Raw genomic sequence first — 19,258 nt, 5'->3', positions numbered from 1 at the left:
ATGTTAAATGGCACCTGTAAGTTTTAAGATAACATCTGCTACTAAGGCAGAGAAAATAAATGTTCCGGTGATTACAAATAAGGTGATGAGCACCAGTTTCCATCCCATTTTAGCAAAATCCTTCAGGTCTTTTCCAAGTGAGATCCCGGCAAATGCGCCTAATGCAGTGGTAGGAGCCATAAATGCAACCTGGGATGTAACACCGATCACAAAGTCTTTTACCGGTGAGATAGGGCATGCAAGAAGCAGTCCGGTAAGAGATACATACATCATAGATGGAAGCTTTATAAACTGGCTCATAAATTTACTTACTGTAAGTCCGAAGAGAGCAATAGCGCATAATACCAGGATCCCGGCAATGGAATCACCTACCGGCATTTTGTAGCCCAGTATATTTGTGAGTACCATGATAACAGAAACCATGATAAGCAGTCCAAGCTGCTGTAAAAAGTATTTTCTGACCATTATTTAGCCTCCTAGTATAATAATGGTGTAGTCAATCAAGACTACTTGGTTAATAAGTTTCTATAAATCAGATAACAGAAGAAGGGATTCCTCCTTCATCAGATGTTATCCATAATAATTATCATGTCTGACGGTTCCTGATAGACACTAGATAAAACATAAGGTATTATCTCTTAGGATAGGACAAAGAATGTTCGCCTCCTTGGGAAGTCACTTCTGTGACTGATACCTACAAGAAAGTCAATTAGTCCATTCGACAGGGTTTTATGTTTTAGCTGGTTGGGAGCCGGAAGGCAATACCCGAATAACGCGCTAGGTTGTGTACCTGCCAGATTGGAAATGGATTCCTATCAGAAAGGAGCTATCGCTCATGTCAAACAAAGTTATTTTTAATCTTGATGAATTATTCATCTCTGTTGGTATTGATGTCGGTGCTGACTTCTCATGGATGTCTATCGCACTTCCAAACCAACAATTCGTAGGAAAACCTTACAAAATCCTGCATAACAGTATTGATTCCCTTACAACCGCTGTTTCTAAAATAAAAGAAGCAGAAGAGTTGTATTCTTTGGAAAGTCGCATTTTCCTCGAATCCACGGGAATTTATCATTACCCACTCTTCTGCTATCTTCGTGATAAGGGTTTTAACTGCTCCGTTATTAATCCTATCATCACTAAGAATAGCACAAACATCAACATCCGAAAAGTGCATAATGATCGTTTTGATTCAAAAAAAGCTGCTTTGGTTGGCTTGAAACCGGATTTAAAGGTTTCACTTATGCCATCAGATCTTGCCCTAAACTGCCGTAACCTATGCCGTGAATACTACGATTTAATGGATAATCGCAGTGCCTATGTGAATAAGCTTCAGGGTGAATTACGCATGGCGTTTCCACAGTATCTTGGCATCTTTTCCAAGGTTACTATCAACACTTCTCTTACATTGTTAGAAACTTATACCTCTCCATCAGCTTTTCTTGAAGCAGACAAGCAAGAGATTATTGATATCATCAAATCAACAGCTCGCTTTGGGCTTACATATGCTCAGAATAAGTATAATGCCATCATTCAGGCGGCAACTGATGCAAATCAGTTTGGCTACATCATAGAAAGCAACATCAAGCGTATCCGTCTTTATATCAGCTTCATACGTAAATATGATGAAGAAATCAACGATATTCTTGAATCGCTTCATAAGCTTGTTGATTCAAATGAAGATACTAAATTTGTCAAACAGGTTCATTTGATTGAAACATTCAAAGGTGCTGGTTTCTTGTCTGCTGCAACCATCATGGGCGAAATTGGTGACTTTTCTGCTTTTTCAAAACCAAAACAGCTTTTCGCTTATTTTGGTCTTGATCCTGCTGTGAAACAATCCGGCAAATTTGAAGGCACCAAGGTTCAAATGTCTAAGCGTGGTTCTTCTATTGCCAGACGTGTGATTCACACATTATCCTTGCAAAGTATCAGTATTTCCCGTAATGGAAAAGCTAAAAATCCAGTTCTTCGTGAATACTATCTCCAGAAATGTGATTCAAAACCAAAGCTCGTAGCAATGGGAGCCGTTTCACATAAAGTATGCAACATGATATTTGCAATACTAAGAGACAACAAACCTTTTGAAATCATCACTCCACAAGAGCACATCAAACAATACAATGCTGCTAAATGCGATATAGCTGCATAAAATACTGTAAATCCAACGAATCAATCTCTTGCAAAAGAACGATATATTCACCAAGGGGGCAGCCTACCCTTTTTTTAAGAAAATTTTTTTCCATTTTCTATTGACATTTATTAGCTGGACTTATTGTTTTTGTGACCGATTTTAGGTTCCAGTATTGCATACAGTTTTTTAGTAAGAGGAAGAGCTACGAATGTTCCCATATAAATTCCGGTGATACCAGTAAGCATATCACTGGCGCCGCCCATGATCATAATACTTTCAGCCTGCTGCGGGTAGATCTCACCTAATGTTCCGGCAGCGGCAGTCATCATTGATCCGCTTCCTACACCACAAGCCATGCCAAGGGCAATAGGATCAAAAATATGCCAGGAAGCTACGATGCTGGCCAGGATACTGATAAAAACGGTACCAATAACAGAACCAACAATATATACAGCAAAGGTTCCGCGGGTTTCCGGGGCATCCGGTCCAAAGATATCAGTGGTTAATCCAAGGTTGGAGTCTCGGTTGATGGAATAGCAGGCACCGATAGCTTCTTTTTTCAGACCAAGCAGCAGTGCAAGAGGAAGTGAAATAAGGATGGTTCCCAGATTACCAAATTCCTGCAGCAGAAGCGCAGGTCCTACAGCAACCAGTTTTGCAAGATTTCCACCTGCTGAGATTCCCATTTTTGCCATAAAAGGTGCAAGGGCTACTAAAACAAGGCTTCCTCCAAGCTTTGATTCTTCTGTTTTGAAAAGCTTAAAGGCGTCCGGTCCTAAAAGGCCTCCAAAGATCGTGGCAAATACCATTGGAAATAAGGTAAGTGTACCAATTCCAATATTGAACTTAAGTGTACCGATCAGGTCGCATACCGTAGCAAGGATCAAGGCTACAACATAAACCTTCCAGTACTTGTTAATAACAGTTTTCAGCTTTTCCATACAAGATACCCCTTTCTTCTGTCTGTGCAGGAATTATTTTTGTGATTTAAACATAACACAGGAAGCGTTTTCTGCGAATACGTCAAAAAGCGATGGATTTCCATCGCTTTTTACGAAAACCGGCTTTAAGGTCACAGGACAACTGATTCAATCTGCATTAAAAGATCCACAAAACGGCTGGCTGTATCAGAAAGAGTATATTTTTGGCGTACGATCCATCCTATTTCAAGCCGCCGCCCGTTTTTAATAGGAATAGAAACGATATCGCTGTAGTTATCATCAAACGGCCGATAGCCGCTTCCGACAGCAAATCCCTGACAGTAACGCATAACAGAATAAGAAGCAGCCCGGTCAGAAACCTGGATCACCCTGTTTAACTGATGATAAGGGACGATCAGGTCAGTATAAGCAGAATTCGTATCTGAAGACCGGTCATAGGTGATAAAAGGATACTGGATCAGATCTTCTATGTCGATTTCACGGCTGCCAGCAAGAGGGTGGTTTTGGCATATGTATACATGGGAAGTCTGATAGGTAATATGATTGAAAATGATGCCTCTGTTCCTTAACTCCTGCATCATCTGGCCCTTGCTGTATTCTGTAACAAAAACGATGCCAAGATCATCCAGACCGCGTTCTACCCGGTCCATAACTTCAGATGTGCGGCATTCGTGAAAACCGCAGTGATAAGGTCCGGCACTTGTATTCAGGCTGTTGATGATCGATACAAAAGAATTCATACCGCAGATATGATGCTGGGAGGAAACAGATAAACCTAAAGGACGATTTTTGGAACCATTGAATTTTTCATCCAGATAATCCAGTCGGTTTAATATCCATTTAAATTCGATCAGAAGCTCTTCTCCGCTTCTGGTAAGGCGGACCCCTTTGCTGTCCCTTACAAAAGCAGTGATCCCATAAGTATTTTCCACTTCTTTAATAGCACCGGAAATGCTGGACTGGGCAGTAAAAGATCGTTTAGCGGCTTCGCTGATCGAACCGGATTCAGCAGCACCAATAAAATATCGCATTTGCTGTAATGTCATAGAAGCTCTCCTTTGTGGCTGACGGCAGTTTATTTATGAAGAATTGCGGGAGTGCAAAGCACGTAGCAATTCGGTATCAGAGGGGTCAAAATACCTTTTGCCCCCAACATCTTTATGAATTATACAGCAAAAATAAAAAAAATGCACCTTATTGAGAAATATTATCAGCATATAAATAGTCTGCGTTATTGACAACTAACTTAAATTAGCGTATTCTAACTAAGATAATCGGGGTAGCAATGACTAACCTTGAATAGGAAAAACTAACTTGAAAAAAGGAGTGAAGAAGATGCCTTTAACAATGGCTTCAATCGGAGAAGCAAATACCATCCGCAAAGTAGGCGGAAATGAAGAAACAAAGCGTTTTCTTGAAAACCTGGGATTTGTTGCCGGAGCAGAGATCACAGTTGTATCTGCCATCGGTGGAAATGTTATTGTCAATATTAAGGATTCAAGAGTTGCAATAAATCAGGATATGGCAAGACATATCATGGTTTAAATGGACATGTTGCCTAAGGGTGATATAGCCATAAATGAACATGACAAAGAGAAGAAAGGAGACATAGCAATGACTTTAGGTGATGCAGCAGTTGGAAGCACTGTAGTAGTGACTAAGATCACAGGTGATGGCGCTTACAAACGTCGTATTATGGACATGGGGATCACAAAAGGAAGTGAGCTTTATATTAGAAAAGTTGCTCCTTTAGGAGATCCTGTTGAAATTACAGTAAGAGGTTATGAGCTTTCTGTAAGAAAAAATGATGCTCAGTGTGTAGAAGTAAAATAAACGGACACAACACACCGTGAGAATTAAAAGGAGTCCTTTGCAATGGACTCATGGAGGTAAATGAAAAATGGCAATTAAGATCGCGCTTGCCGGAAACCCAAACTGCGGAAAAACAACTATGTTTAATGCATTAACAGGTGCCAATCAGTATGTTGGTAACTGGCCTGGTGTTACGGTAGAGAAAAAAGAGGGAAAATTAAAAAGCAAGAGCCAGAGCGAAGAAGTGATCGTTACTGACCTTCCGGGTATTTATTCACTGTCTCCTTATACTTTGGAGGAAGTTGTCAGCCGTGATTATCTGTTAAAGGATGATCCGGACGTTATTGTAAACCTGGTTGACGCAACAAACATTGAGCGTAACTTATATCTGACCACCCAGATGATCGAAACTGGTATTCCGGTAGTGATTGCATTAAATATGGCAGATCTGCTTGCCAAGAGAGGTATTAAGATCGACATTGAGCGTCTTTCCATGCTTCTTGACTGTCCGATCGTTGAAACATCTGCATTGAAGCAGACCGGTCTTGATAAGCTGATCGACGAAGCAGTTAAGGTTGCTAAGAAGAAAGAAGCTGATCTTCCTAAGGAGATCTTTTCTAAGGAATTAGAAGCAGCAGTAGCTGAGGTTGAAGGCGTACTGCCGGCAGACATCACTGAGAACAAGAAGAGATGGTATGCTGTTAAGTTTCTTGAAAATGACAGCAAGGTAGTTGAGAGCACCCCTCTTTCTGCTTCCGGCAGGTCTATTGTTGAGAACGCAAGAAAAGCCATCGAAGAAGCTCATGATGACGATATGGAAAGTATTGTAACTGATGAGCGTTACAAATTCATCCAGAAGGTAGTTGGGACTGCTGTTAAGAAGAGCGGCGAGAAGCTGACCGTATCTGATAAGATCGACCAGATCGTTACCAACCGTTTCTTAGGTATTCCGATCTTTATGCTGGTAATGTGGATCGTATATTACATCTCTGTAACTACAATAGGTACATTCGTAACTGACTGGACTAACGATACATTCGTAGGTGCTATTCAGGAAGTTGTAGGCGGATTCCTTGAAAATGCCGGTGCAAGTGACCTGATCTTAAGCCTGGTTGTTGATGGTATCATCGGCGGTCTGGGAGCAGTGCTTGGTTTCGTTCCTCAGATGGCGATCCTGTTCCTGTTCCTTTCCATCCTGGAAGATTGCGGTTACATGGTACGTATCGCATTCGTTATGGACCGTGTATTCCGTCACTTTGGTCTGTCCGGTAAGAGCTTCATCCCGTTACTGATCTCCTCTGGTTGTGGTATCCCAGGTATCATGGCTTCCAAGACCATTGAGCAGGATAACGACAGAAGACTTACAATTATGACAGCAACCTTTATCCCATGTGGTGCTAAACTTCCTGTAATCGCTTTAATGGGCGGCGTTATGGCTGGTTATGTAACTGGCTGGGATGTAGCTGGCATGATGGCTCCTATCATGTACTTTGTAGGTATCGTAGCTGTTCTTGTAGCAGCTATCATGTTAAAGAAAACAAAACCATTCTCCGGAAAACCGGCTCCATTCGTTATGGAGCTTCCACAGTACCATATCCCATCTGCTAAGACTGTTCTGATGCATGTCTGGGAAAGACTGAAAGGCTTCATCATCAAGGCTGGTACTATCCTGTTCCTTGCCTGCGTAGTAATGTGGCTGCTTTCTACTTTTGGATTTGCTGATGGTTCCTTTGGTATTGTTGAAGATTCCGCAGACAGCCTTATGGCTATCATTGGCGGTGCGATCGCGCCTCTCTTTGCTCCTCTTGGCTGGGGCGAGTGGCAGCCGGTTGCAGCTGCGATCTCCGGTTTCAGTGCAAAAGAAGGTATCGTTTCTACCATGGGCGTACTTGCAAATGTTGCCGGTGACGTTGAAGATGCAGAAACCGTTGCAGAAGGTGTTGGAATGTGGTTCCCAACCGCTTTAGCCGGATTCAGCTTCCTGCTGTTTAACCTTCTTGACTCTCCGTGTCTTGCAGCTATTTCGACAATGGCCCAGCAGATGCAGGACAGAAAGTGGTTCTGGTTTGCGATCCTGTTCCAGAATGTATTTGCTTACGCTGTTACTCTTTGTGTATACCAGATCGGCAGCTTCTTATTCTATGGCTCCTTCGGCGCAGGTACAGTTGTGGCATTCGTAGTGCTGCTGTTCATGCTGTACATGCTGTTCCGTCCAGATCCATATAAGGATCAGAAGACCTATTCCAAGCGCTCTGTACAGTCCGCAAGTTTATAAAAGTATCAGTCGGTACATACCGGCATAATGAAAGGGTCCGGGTGATAACATCCGGTCCCTTTTTAAAACTGCTGCATTGTGGTAAAATGGATCTGGCAGATATTTATCGTTTTATGTTTCCGAGAGAACATTAAGATGTACTCTCGGAGTCTTTCATGCACTTGCCTTTGCGGCCGATTTTCCGCCAGTCGCACCCAAATTTTATCAGCGTACGCACCGCGTACGACTCAAAAATTTGGGCACAACTGACAAAAAATCTTCTCGCAAAATCAAGTACAAAAAGATTCCGAGAGTACATCAAGAAGAAAGAAGGGAATATTTATGATAGCAAATGTAATTATATTGCTCCTTATATTTGGCTACTGTGGTCTGGTGATTTACTGGAAACGTACCGGTGCGTTAAAGGACAGCTGCAGCAGCTGTGGAAGCGGAAAAAGTGGCTGTGGCGGTGGCTGCGGCGGCTGCAGCGGACATTGCAGCAGTTGTGGAAGTGTTCATGCACATCATGGGGACGTTCATAAAACGATGAAAAAGCACTGATCCAGTTGCTGTCTGTATTTACACGCAGCAATGGACCTGTATTTATGATGGTGCTATTTTCTGGTGATATGTACGTTATGTATGTTTAGAAAGGAACAGAAAAATGGGAAATTCATCTGGTTCCATGCTTTATATGGTAGTTGCCCTTATTATCATCTATGTAGTGGGAATGGGGATCTACCAGGGAGTAAAATATATCCAGAAAAAGCGGGAACAAGCAAGAGATAAGAAATTCCGCGAAGAAAAGTAGGCAGTACAGACCTGTTACAGAAACGAAAGGGACATAAAAATGGTTAATATAATCGTAATACTTATATTGATCCTAATCGCAGTGTTCGCTGTCAGAGGCACTATCAAACATATGAAAGGCGAAAGCCCGTGCTGTGGCGGCGGCGGAGCCAGCGAGGTGAAAGAAGAGCCAAGTAAACTGGAAGGCCCTGTGGTCGGTGAAAAGATTATGCAGATCTCAGGTATGACCTGTGAGCATTGTGTAAATCGTGTAATGCATGCTTTAAACAAGATAGACGGTGTATCTGCAAATGTCAGCTTAAAGGGAAAAAGAGCTGTTATTTCTTATGACCGTGAGGTTGATGAGAAGGTGCTGAAAAAGGCAGTAGAAGATGCAGGTTATACGGTAAATTCTATTTCATAGGCCAGCATTTTTAAACCTGCACACTCAAATCCGCATTCTACGTGATCAGTACAGTTATTTACGAAACTAGTACAGCGTTTTCGAAATAACTATACCACTCACGTGTCTGCGAATCTGATTGCACAGGTCTAAAAGCCTCAGCGTAGCCCGCTACGCCTGCGTTTTAAGACCTGCACACTCAAATCCGCATCCTACGTGATTCGTACAGTTATTTACGAAACGATGTACTAGATCGCAAAAAAGACCAGGAGTGTCCGGACATATCTGTCTGGTACACAGCTGTTCTTTTTGTTTTGTGGATCACTACTTGCGGATTGCTATTTGCAGATCGTTCTGTAACATTTTAATTCCCCAGCCTGTAATATCCTGCTGCATCCCGTCAGCGTACTGCTTCTGTGGGAGATCAGCAGTAATGTTCTGCCTGCATAAGCTGTCTGCAGTGTATGGAGAAGTTCTTTCTCGTGAAGGGCATCTAAAGCGCTGGAAGGTTCATCCATAAGGCAGATATCTGGATTGCGCAGCAATATTCTTGCAATGCCGATCCGCTGGCGTTCCCCGCCTGAAAGCCTTGCACTCATCTGTCCCATGTCTGTATCATAGCCCTCTGGCAGTGTATCAATAAACTCTGCAATACCGGCTTGTTTTGCGGCATCCTTGATCTCTTCTATGGATGCACCGGGCTTTGCTATCCTGATATTTTCCCCAATAGTCATATCAAACAAATAGGTATCCTGTTCCAGAAATGCGATCCGTTTATGAAGTTCGCTGAAGCTGATCTGTTCTAATGGAATGCCATTTATCAGGATCTGGCCTTCAGAAGGTGCGTAAAACCGCAGTAACAGGCGCAGCAGTGTGGATTTTCCAGCACCAGATTCACCGGCGATACCGATCTGGTCTCCTTTATGGATCACATAGTTAAAGTGTTCCAGGATTTTTCTCTCTGTACCTGGATAAGCGAAAGACACATTTTTAAATTCGATGGTCTGGATCTCGCCGCAGGTGACAGGATGCACAGGTTCTTCTGTTTCAGGCAATGTATCTTCGATCTTAAAAATACGTTCTGCAGCGCCATAAGCTTCCAGAAGACTTGTTACCACAAAGGTAAGGCTGAAAGAAGAGGATAAAGAAGCAGTTGCAGCAAAGGAAATAGCAATGGTCCCTACCGGGTTATCAATCCCCTTTGATGCAAGATATCCGGCGCATACCAGGATCAGTATCCTTGCAAGATAGATGAAAAAGCTGGGAAAAGAAGCAATGGTCTGCCTGTGGAGCGTAAGCCCTAAAGCAGCTTTATTTACCCGGTTGTTTGCCAGCATCACATCATTCATTTTCCGGTTTCCGGCGCCAAAGATCTGGATATCCCGTATGCTGTATACACTTTCCAGTATTTTTGACTTTAAGTCACCAAGCTGTTCCCTGTAGCGAATACCGATTCCACGTCCTGCTATTAATGCACCAAGAGGCAGTACAACGCTGATCATAACGTAAATGGGGATCAGCACCAGTGCATACAGAGGATTTACAAACCATGCTAAAGCAATGGTAGTTACCGGAAGCAAAATAACTGTAAACATGGGTCCGATGGTATGGGCAAAGAAATATTCAAGAGTTTCAATATCCGCTACAGCAATGTTCATAATATCGCCGGTTTCACGTCCGATCATATAAGCAGGTGAGATGCGGTCGATAGCATCAAAAAGATGTACTCTCATTTTCGCAAGAATACCATAAGCACCTAAATGGGAGAATAAACCTTCCAGGTAGCGGCATACTGCGATCAGAACAGCGCAGGCGATGGTAAGGGCTGCATAAGCTATTGTCCCATTGCAAAAACCGGCTGCAGCTAAGAGCCATAAAGCTCCAAAGCCCATAAGTCCCATGTGGGAAAGGGCCCCAAGTACACTGGCTATCGTTGATATGGCAATATATTTTCGGATCGGTCTTCCGATTGCCAGAAGCCGCCGGTTCATTTCTTTCATTGAATAACTGAATTTTCCCTTCATTCTGTCACCTCCATTGTCTGCTGACGCAGGACTAACTGACGGTATAAGCCATCCTGTGCCATTAAAGCTTCATGATCGCCCTGCTGTGCTACCTGACCGTCTTTTAAGACGTAAATGCAGTGGGCACTGCGTACAGATGACATCCGGTGGGAGATGATGATAAGGGTTCGTGTGTGAGCCAGGCGGCTAATGGTATCCCAGATTTCTTTTTCACTTTCCGGGTCAACGCTGGAAGTAGCTTCATCAAAGATCATGTATTCAGCCTTTGATAAAAGGGCTCTTGCGATGCCCATTTTCTGCCTCTGTCCGCCAGAAAGAGAAGCACCTGCATTACCTATATCTGAATCAAGACCATTTTCCAGTGACTGGACAAATTTTAAAAGACCTGCTTCTGTTACGGCTTCCATTAAAGCTTTATCGTCAGCATCCGGGTCAGCAAGGAGCAGATTCTCCCGGATGGTTCCGGAAAACAGGTTTACCTGCTGGGGAACCATTACAATATATTTTCGCAGTTCTTCCGGTTTCATGCTGTGGTAATCTTTGCCTTCCATATAAATATGTCCTGCTGATGCGTCACAAAAACGCATTAAAAGGGATGCAGTAGTGGATTTTCCACAGCCTGAAAGCCCTACAAGAGCAATCACAAAACCTTTGGGAACAGTAAGGGAAAGGTTCTGTAAGGCTTTGGACCGTCCTTTATAACCATAAGACACATTTTCCATTCGGATCCCGTTGAAATGTTCTTTATCTTCCGGCAGTAATGGATCAAAGGGACGGGAAGTATCAGTATCCAGGATCTCTTCTACCTTTCCGGCTGCAGAAATAGCAGTCAGGGCACTGTGGGAAGCGCTCATCAGCTGCTGGGCAGAAGAAAAATAGCTGTAAGAAAGCATTAGAACCACTAATGCCTGTGAAATGGTGATGGTGCCTCTTGTAATACGGATACAGGAGTCTGCCAGGGCAGTCACCAGCGCAGCGTAGATCAGCGCCTCTGTTACCAGAAAAGAGGTAAAATTGATTTTCATAAAGCAGTTGATATTTTTATTCAATATATCTGCTTTTTCTCCAAGGATATGAGAATGTTCTTTATCTCTGTTAAACAGCTTTAAAGTAGTAAGTCCGCGCAGGCTATCCATATAATAACCGGTCATATCATCTAATGAACGCCAGTAGATCTTACGGATATCTTCAATCCTGCTGCGGAATGCATTATTAATGGGAAGAAGAAAAAGTGATACCACCAATAATAAAACAGCCACCGGCATAGAGATGCCCTTTAAGTGAAAGAACAGGTAAACAGGTGCTATGATACTGTAGATCAGGCTTGGAAGATAGGTGCTGAAATAGGTCTGCATCTGTTCTACTGCATCCACAGAAGCTGTGATAGCGGAAACAGGACCGATCTTTTCAATGCCGCCTGCATCCAGTTCCAGTACCTTTGAAAAGATCATTTTCCGCATGCCTTCCCTTGCTTTTGCAGCGGTCCTGTATTCCAGAAGTCCCTTTAAAAGCTGGGCAAGAAAGGTAAATACAGCGGCAGCCAGAGCAGCGCTGACAGCGCCCCAGGCAGTATGCAGGATCTCCTGAGGCTGAAAAAGAGTACCAAGGAAACCGGCAATGATCTCAGCCAGTGCAGTAGTCCCCACCAAGGTAAGAAAGCCCATACCTGCTATGGCAAAGATCCAAAGCCATAGTCCCCGTGCAAGCTTTAAAAGTGTTTTGTTCATTAAAAGCATATGTTTTCCCCCGATTTTTCTGTTCATATGATGTACTAGTACATCATATATAATAAGAAATCCTTTTTCAATCCCTAATCACCAGTTGAAAAAAATCGCTTATTAATTTTTCATGAATTATATCGAAATATTTCCCTGAAGATTTGAAAAATGGAGTATAGTATGGTATATTGAACAAAGAATAACCAGTGGTCCGGCCGTAGTCTGCTTTAAAACAGGAGGCAAGATGGTTATAGGGACCTGCAAGGAGGAAAAAATGAAAGGGATTATACTTGCCGGCGGAAGCGGCACCAGACTTTACCCTTTGACCAAAGTTACATCGAAGCAGCTGCTTCCTATTTATGACAAACCTATGATCTATTACCCATTATCTGTATTGATGAATGCAGGTATCAGGGATATCTTAATCATCTCCACACCAGATGACACCCCTCGATTTGAGGCTCTGTTAGGTGATGGAAAGCAGTTTGGTATTAATTTAAGCTATGCAGTACAGCCAAGTCCAGATGGTCTGGCTCAGGCATTTATCATTGGTGAAGAGTTTATTGCCGGTGATTCAGTTGCTATGGTATTAGGTGATAATATTTTCCACGGACAGGGCTTAAATAAAAGATTAAAGGCTGCTGCCAACAAGGGAAAAGGTGCAACGGTATTTGGCTATTATGTAGACGATCCGGAACGTTTTGGTATTGTTGAATTTGATACAAATGGAAAAGCTATTTCTATCGAAGAAAAGCCTGAAAAACCGAAGTCTAATTACTGTGTAACAGGACTTTACTTCTATGACAACCGTGTTGTAGAATATGCAAAGAACTTAAAGCCATCTGCAAGAGGCGAGTTAGAGATCACAGACCTGAACCGTATCTATCTGGAAAATGGTGATCTGGATGTTATTTTACTGGGACAGGGCTTTACCTGGCTGGATACAGGAACCCATGAGTCTTTAGTAGAGGCGACCAACTTTGTAAAGACTGTAGAAACCCATCAGCACAGAAAGATCGCATGTCTGGAAGAAATCGCATATTTAAACGGCTGGATCACGAAAGAGCAGGTATTAGAGACCTACGAAGTCCTGAAGAAGAACCAGTATGGCAAGTATCTGAAGGACGTTTTAGACGGTAAGTATGTAGATAAGTTACACAATAGAGAGTTCTAATGATCACAGGCGTTCGTCACGGCGTTTACCGTGGCGTAAATGCTCACTTTGAGCTATTTTAGGAGGAAATATTTACATTATGAAGATCATCGTAACCGGCGGTGCCGGATTTATCGGAAGCAACTTTGTACACCATATGGTAAATAAATATCCAGATTATGAGATCATCAACCTGGATCTGCTGACCTATGCAGGAAATCTGGAAAACTTAAAGCTGGTAGAGGACAAGCCAAACTACCGCTTTGTAAAAGGCGATATCGCTGACAGAAAGTTCATCTTTGACTTATTTGAAAAAGAAAAACCAGACGTAGTAGTAAACTTTGCTGCAGAAAGCCATGTAGACCGTTCTATCACCGATCCAGAGGCATTTGTACGCACCAATGTAATGGGAACCACAACTTTACTGGATGCATGCCGTACCTATGGCATTAAGCGTTATCATCAGGTATCTACGGATGAGGTTTACGGAGACCTGCCATTAGACCGTCCGGACCTGTTCTTTACAGAAACAACACCACTGCACACATCCAGCCCATATTCTTCATCCAAGGCAAGTGCAGACCTGTTTGTGCTGGCATACCACAGAACTTACGGAATGCCTGTAACAGTATCCCGCTGCTCCAATAACTACGGCCCATATCACTTCCCGGAGAAGCTGATTCCGCTGATCATCAGCCGTGCTTTAGCAGATGAAGAGCTTCCTGTATACGGAACCGGTGAAAATGTACGTGACTGGCTTCATGTATCCGATCACTGCGAGGCTATCGATCTGATCATCCACAAGGGCCGCGTTGGTGAAGTTTACAATATTGGCGGACACAACGAGAGAACCAATCTGGAAGTTGTAAAGACCATCTTAAAGGCATTAAATAAGCCGGAAAGCCTGATCAAGTTTGTAACAGACCGTCCGGGACATGACCGTCGTTATGCTATCGATCCAACTAAGATCGAGACAGAATTAGGCTGGAAGCCAAAATATAACTTTGATACGGGAATTCAGCAGACCATCCAGTGGTATCTGGATAACCAGGAATGGTGGAAAAACATTTTAAGCGGTGAGTACAGTAATTACTTCGATAAAATGTACGGAAACCGTCTGTAAGTAAACCATAAGCAAAAAGTAACTGTGGCTGACGGAAATTTCCGCCAGCCATTGACATGTATGATGAGGATTGCAGATGTATATTATGCAGTGCGGTCTGATATCAGAAAGCAAGAACAAAAAGTGAGGGATCATTTATGAGAGTTCTGGTAACAGGTGTAAAAGGACAGCTTGGACATGATGTAATGGACGAACTGGCAGCAAAGGGCATCGAAGGGATTGGCGTAGATGTAGAGGAAATGGACATTACAGATGCTGCAGCCTGCGAAAAAGTAATTACAGAGGCAAAACCGGATGCAGTGATACACTGTGCAGCATATACTGCAGTAGATGCTGCAGAAGACAACGTGGAACTGTGCCGTAAGGTAAACGCAGAAGGAACAAGAAACATTGCCAAAGTGTGCAAGTCCTTAGACATAAAAATGATGTACATCAGTACAGACTATGTATTTAACGGCGAAGGACAGCGTCCATGGGAGCCGGATGACCACAGAGAGCCATTAAATGTATATGGACTGACTAAATATGAAGGTGAGATCGCAGTAGAACAGAACCTGGATAAGTACTTTATTGTCCGCATTGCTTGGGTATTTGGTATAAACGGAAAGAACTTTATTAAGACCATGCTCCGCTTAGGCAAAGAAAGAGGCGCTGTCAGCGTTGTAAATGACCAGATCGGTTCTCCAACTTATACCTATGATCTGTCTAAGCTGTTAGTTGCCATGATCCAGACGGATAAATATGGCAGATATCATGCAACCAACGAAGGACTCTGCAGCTGGTATGACTTTGCCTGCGAGATCTTCCGTCAGGCTGGTATGGATGAAGTAAAGGTAACACCGGTAGATTCATCAGCATTTCCGGTTAAAGCAAAACGTCCGTCCAACAGCCGCTTAAACAAAGAAAAACTGACAGAAAAGGGATTTGAGAGACTTCCTGCATGGCAGGACGCTTTAGGACGTTATTTAAAGGAATTAAAAGGACAGGAAGGACTGTAAAAAATGGGAAAATATTTTGGAACAGACGGCTTTCGCGGAGAGGCAAATGTAAACCTGACTGTTGAGCATGCTTTTAAAGTAGGACGTTTCTTAGGCTGGTATTATGGACAGAAAAATCCGGCTGAAAGATGTCGTATTGTTATTGGAAAAGATACCAGACGAAGCAGCTATATGTTTGAGTATTCACTGGTAGCAGGTCTGACTGCTTCTGGTGCAGATGTATTTCTGCTTCATGTAACCACCACACCAAGCGTATCTTATGTAGTGCGTACAGAAGGCTTTAACTGCGGTATCATGATTTCCGCAAGCCATAATCCATACTACGATAATGGTATTAAGGTTATTAATGAAAAAGGCGAAAAGCTGGAAGAATCTGTGATCACAGAGATCGAAAAATACTTAGATGGTGAAATAGAGGAGATCCCTTTTGCCAAGAAAGATAAGATCGGCCGTACCGTAGATTTTGCAGCAGGCAGAAACCGTTATATTGGCTATCTGATCTCCATTGCCACCCGTTCCTTCAAGAACATGAAAGTGGCTTTGGACTGTGCAAACGGAAGCGCTTCTGCTATTGCCAAAAATGTATTTGATGCTCTGGGCGCCCAGACCCATGTGATCAATAATGAACCAAATGGCTTAAATATCAATACAGACTGCGGTTCCACCCACATTGAGCATTTACAGAAGTTTGTAGTAGAAGAAGGCTGTGATGTAGGCTTTGCTTACGACGGGGATGCAGACCGTTGTATCGCTGTAGATGAAAAGGGAAATGTAGTAGACGGCGATGGTATTATGTATATCTGCGGAAAATACATGAAGGAGCAGGGAAGCCTGTTCCACAATACAGTTGTTACTACGGTCATGTCAAACTTCGGCCTGTATAAAGCATTTGACCGTGAAGGCATTTCCTATGAAAAGACTGCGGTAGGCGATAAATATGTTTACGAAAATATGGCAGCTACCGGCAATTGCTTAGGTGGTGAACAGTCCGGCCATATTATTTTCAGTAAGCATGCAACCACCGGTGACGGCATCCTTACTTCCCTGAAGGTAATGGAAGTTATCTTAGAGAAGAAGCAGACACTTGCAAAGCTGGCATCTGAGTATGAAGTTTATCCACAGGTTCTTAAGAACGTAAAGGTAAAAGACAAAAAAGCAGCCCAGGATGATGAAAAAGTCCAGGCAGAAGTTAAAAAAGTAACAGAAAGCCTGGGAAGCGATGGACGGATCTTACTCCGCCAGTCTGGTACAGAACCTGTTGTCCGCGTTATGGTCGAAGCCTCTGATCTTGAAACCTGCGAAAAATATGTTGACCAGGTAATTAAAGTTATGGAAGAACAGGGACACTGCTTATAAGGTAAGCTGATACGTCTGAAAAAGCTGGCTTGGAATATTAACCATAACCAGAACGAATAATAAAATGAAATCTCATTGCTTGTAAGAATAAATGGTATATGGTATACTGTAGCATATACTTTTATTGTATGTTGCAGCAATGAGGCTGGATGCTCCGGAGACAAAGCTGCTCCGGAGCATTTTTATGTAATAGGAAATTCTTTGAAATTTCCTATTACATAAAAAGACACTAACGTGCCAATGATGCGCACTCGCGCGAAGAAGAAACATGTCGCAAGCGACCGCGCTCGGCGCGAGAATGTGCCAAGGCACATTCTATTTGGTAAAGTGCCATTCTGCACATGATTTTATGAGAAAAGGAATGATGAAACGTGGGGCTGAATCAGTAAAAGTACTGCTGTTTATCGTCTGCCGTTACGGTGTGATCGAGCGACTGCCCGGAAGGGCTTGGAATTAAAAGGAAATACAAAGCAGATCCGTTGAAATGCCGGTTGCAGCAATAAATAGAATTGCGAGAGTGCAAAGCATGTAACAGAAAAAGACAGAGATAAACACAAGGAGGAAATAGTTATTATGTTAAATTATGCGAGATATAAAAGCGTACCTGTAGTCCATTTCCCAGAGCGTACCTGGCCGGATAAAGAGATTGAAAAGGCTCCTGTATGGTGCAGCGTTGACCTGCGTGATGGAAACCAGGCACTGGTAGAACCAATGGTAGTAGAAGAAAAGGTAGAAATGTTCAACCTTTTAGTAAAGCTGGGCTTTAAGGAGATAGAGGTTGGCTTCCCTGCAGCATCCCAGATTGAATACGATTTTCTTCGCACCCTGGTTGACCGCAAGCTGATCCCGGATGATGTAGAAGTTCAGGTATTAGTACAGTGCCGTGAGCATCTGATCAAGAGGACTTTTGAGGCATTAAAGGGTATTAAAAAGGCTGTCGTACATATTTACAATTCCACATCTACTCTTCAGAGAGATGTTGTTTTCCACAAAGATATGGACGAGATCAAAGATATCGCTATTGTAGGTACCAAGATGGTACAGAGATATGCAGCAGAATGTGATACGCAGATCCGTCTTGAGTATTCTCCGGAGAGTTTTACCGGCACAGAGCTGGATTTTGCCCTTGATATCTGTACTGCTGTTCAGGAGACCTGGGGAGCTACCAAGGAGAACCCGATCATCATCAACCTTCCATCTACTGTTGAGATGAATACTCCAAATGTATATGCAGACCAGATCGAATGGATGCACACACACTTTAAGAACAGGGAAAGCATTATCTTAAGCGTACATCCGCACAATGACAGAGGAGAAGGCGTTGCAGCTACCGAATTAGCACTTCTTGCAGGTGCTGACCGTGTAGAGGGAACTCTGTTTGGAAATGGCGAGCGTACTGGTAATGTAGATATACTGACCGTTGCTTACAACATGTTCTCCCAGGGTATCAACCCGGAATTAAATATTGAAAATGTGCGTGAGATCGCAGAGGTTTATGAACGCTGTACTAAAATGCAGATCCCGCCAAGACATCCATATGCAGGCAAGCTGGTATTTACCGCATTCTCCGGTTCCCATCAGGATGCCATCAACAAAGGTATGCAGGCTCTCCACGAAAGAAACAGCCAGTACTGGGAAGTTCCGTATCTGCCTATCGATCCAAGCGATATCGGAAGAGAGTACGAGCCGATCGTCCGTATCAATAGCCAGTCCGGAAAGGGCGGCGTAGCCTTTGTTATGGATACTTTCTACGGCTTCAAGCTTCCGAAGGGCATGCACAAGGAGTTTGCCGATGTGATCCAGGCTATTTCCGAGAAGCAGGGTGAGGTTGCTCCGGAGCAGATCATGGAGGAGTTCAAGAAGGATTATCTGGACCGCAAAGAACCAATGCATTTCCGCAAGTGCCGCATTACCGATACAGAGACTGCAGATGGCGAGTTTGCAACACTTGTTAAGCTTACTTATACTGACCATGGCATTGAGAAGCATTTCGATGGCATTGGAAATGGACCGATCGATGCTGTCCAGAGAGGCTTAGAAGAGGCACTGGGCATCCAGATCAAGGTATTAGACTACACCGAACATGCACTTGCATCTGGTTCTGGCGCACAGGCTGCTTCCTATATCCACTTAGTAGACCAGACCACCGGAAAAGCAACCTACGGCGTAGGCATCAGTTCCAATATTACCAGAGCATCTATCCGTGGTATTTTCAGTGCAGTAAACAGACTGTTCTATTAATAAAACTTTCATGCCGGGACCGGCATAAAATAAAAGTAAAGATCAAAAGCGCATTGTCTTTTATGGCAATGCGTTTTTCTGTTATGGAAGTGCTGTCAGGCAGATATAGGTTTGCTCCTTCATTGACTTAGGCTGTGGTCAATGTTACAATGTTTCAAGACATTTATATGTCCTCTCGGAGTCTTTCCTGTATTTGTCTTTGTGGCCGATTTTCCGCCAGTCGCACTCGGATTTCATCACCGTACGCACCGCGTACGCCACAGAAATTTGGGTACAACTGACAAAAAATCTTCTCATAAAATCAGGTACAGA

The 19,258-nt window shown here is 43.2% G+C and carries 17 protein-coding genes; 12 read left to right on the top strand and 5 right to left on the bottom strand.

Translation table 11 applies throughout. The features are described 5' to 3' along the window. Positions 1 to 3: 3 nt before the first annotated feature. Positions 4 to 465: a hypothetical protein gene (locus OGM16_02895; protein UYJ47242.1), complete on the bottom strand. Its 462-nt coding sequence runs from the start codon at positions 463 to 465 to the stop codon at positions 4 to 6. 370 nt (positions 466 to 835) lie between these two features. Here OGM16_02895 and OGM16_02890 point away from each other — a divergent pair, with 370 nt between their 5' ends. After that, the gene (locus OGM16_02890; GenBank protein ID UYJ47241.1) at positions 836 to 2,152 is read left to right on the top strand and encodes an IS110 family transposase; all 1,317 of its coding nucleotides are present in this window, start codon (positions 836 to 838) and stop codon (positions 2,150 to 2,152) included. Between the two features lie 110 nt (positions 2,153 to 2,262). Here the strand turns inward: OGM16_02890 and OGM16_02885 are convergent, their stop codons facing one another. Both OGM16_02885 and OGM16_02880 read right to left on the bottom strand, forming a co-directional pair. After that, positions 2,263 to 3,075 carry a DUF3100 domain-containing protein gene (locus OGM16_02885; GenBank protein ID UYJ47240.1) on the bottom strand — a complete coding sequence of 271 codons (813 nt, stop codon included), beginning with the start codon at positions 3,073 to 3,075 and terminating at the stop codon, positions 2,263 to 2,265. A 131-nt stretch (positions 3,076 to 3,206) separates the two neighbouring features. After that, on the bottom strand, positions 3,207 to 4,121 hold the full coding sequence (locus tag OGM16_02880) for a LysR family transcriptional regulator (protein UYJ47239.1): 915 nt from the start codon (positions 4,119 to 4,121) through the stop codon (positions 3,207 to 3,209). Between the two features lie 289 nt (positions 4,122 to 4,410). Between OGM16_02880 and OGM16_02875 the strand changes: the two genes are divergently transcribed. The 6 genes from OGM16_02875 (at position 4,411) to OGM16_02850 (ending at position 8,354) form a co-directional block, all read left to right on the top strand. Beyond that, on the top strand, positions 4,411 to 4,620 hold the full coding sequence (locus tag OGM16_02875) for a ferrous iron transport protein A (GenBank protein ID UYJ47238.1): 210 nt from the start codon (positions 4,411 to 4,413) through the stop codon (positions 4,618 to 4,620). Between the two features lie 69 nt (positions 4,621 to 4,689). Next, entirely contained in the window at positions 4,690 to 4,908 is a 219-nt protein-coding gene (locus tag OGM16_02870) for a ferrous iron transport protein A (GenBank protein ID UYJ47237.1), read from the top strand. A 67-nt stretch (positions 4,909 to 4,975) separates the two neighbouring features. Continuing rightward, positions 4,976 to 7,162, top strand: a complete 2,187-nt coding sequence (gene feoB / locus OGM16_02865; protein UYJ47236.1) for a ferrous iron transport protein B — start codon at positions 4,976 to 4,978, stop codon at positions 7,160 to 7,162. Between the two features lie 321 nt (positions 7,163 to 7,483). Continuing rightward, positions 7,484 to 7,702 (top strand): FeoB-associated Cys-rich membrane protein, encoded by a 219-nt coding sequence (locus tag OGM16_02860; GenBank protein ID UYJ47235.1) that lies wholly within the window; start codon positions 7,484 to 7,486, stop codon positions 7,700 to 7,702. A gap of 103 nt (positions 7,703 to 7,805) precedes the next feature. Beyond that, on the top strand, positions 7,806 to 7,952 hold the full coding sequence (locus tag OGM16_02855; protein ID UYJ47234.1) for a hypothetical protein: 147 nt from the start codon (positions 7,806 to 7,808) through the stop codon (positions 7,950 to 7,952). Positions 7,953 to 7,991: 39 nt separating this feature from the next. After that, on the top strand, positions 7,992 to 8,354 hold the full coding sequence (locus OGM16_02850; protein ID UYJ47233.1) for a heavy-metal-associated domain-containing protein: 363 nt from the start codon (positions 7,992 to 7,994) through the stop codon (positions 8,352 to 8,354). A gap of 317 nt (positions 8,355 to 8,671) precedes the next feature. Here the strand turns inward: OGM16_02850 and OGM16_02845 are convergent, their stop codons facing one another. Next, complete coding sequence (locus tag OGM16_02845) at positions 8,672 to 10,357, bottom strand: ABC transporter ATP-binding protein/permease (GenBank protein UYJ47232.1); 1,686 nt, start codon at positions 10,355 to 10,357, stop codon at positions 8,672 to 8,674. Further along, positions 10,354 to 12,093, bottom strand: coding sequence for an ATP-binding cassette domain-containing protein (locus OGM16_02840; protein ID UYJ47231.1), 1,740 nt, complete (start codon positions 12,091 to 12,093; stop codon positions 10,354 to 10,356). Before OGM16_02840 ends, OGM16_02845 begins: the two co-directional genes overlap by 4 nt. Positions 12,094 to 12,349: 256 nt before the next feature. Between OGM16_02840 and rfbA the strand changes: the two genes are divergently transcribed. The 5 genes from rfbA to leuA all read left to right on the top strand — a co-directional run bounded on the left by rfbA (position 12,350) and on the right by leuA (position 18,946). Next, positions 12,350 to 13,249, top strand: coding sequence for a glucose-1-phosphate thymidylyltransferase RfbA (gene rfbA / locus OGM16_02835; protein UYJ47230.1), 900 nt, complete (start codon positions 12,350 to 12,352; stop codon positions 13,247 to 13,249). Between the two features lie 79 nt (positions 13,250 to 13,328). Continuing rightward, on the top strand, positions 13,329 to 14,351 hold the full coding sequence (rfbB, locus tag OGM16_02830) for a dTDP-glucose 4,6-dehydratase (GenBank protein ID UYJ47229.1): 1,023 nt from the start codon (positions 13,329 to 13,331) through the stop codon (positions 14,349 to 14,351). 137 nt (positions 14,352 to 14,488) lie between these two features. Next, positions 14,489 to 15,349: a dTDP-4-dehydrorhamnose reductase gene (gene rfbD, locus OGM16_02825; protein UYJ47228.1), complete on the top strand. Its 861-nt coding sequence runs from the start codon at positions 14,489 to 14,491 to the stop codon at positions 15,347 to 15,349. A gap of 3 nt (positions 15,350 to 15,352) precedes the next feature. Then, complete coding sequence (gene glmM / locus OGM16_02820) at positions 15,353 to 16,705, top strand: phosphoglucosamine mutase (protein ID UYJ47227.1); 1,353 nt, start codon at positions 15,353 to 15,355, stop codon at positions 16,703 to 16,705. Positions 16,706 to 17,278: 573 nt separating this feature from the next. After that, entirely contained in the window at positions 17,279 to 18,946 is a 1,668-nt protein-coding gene (leuA, locus tag OGM16_02815) for a 2-isopropylmalate synthase (protein UYJ47226.1), read from the top strand. Positions 18,947 to 19,258 lie beyond the last annotated feature (312 nt).

The organism is Lachnospiraceae bacterium, assembly GCA_025758065.1.
Classification (GTDB): domain Bacteria; phylum Bacillota; class Clostridia; order Lachnospirales; family Lachnospiraceae; genus Enterocloster.
This window is presented reverse-complemented; position numbering and strand designations above follow the sequence as displayed.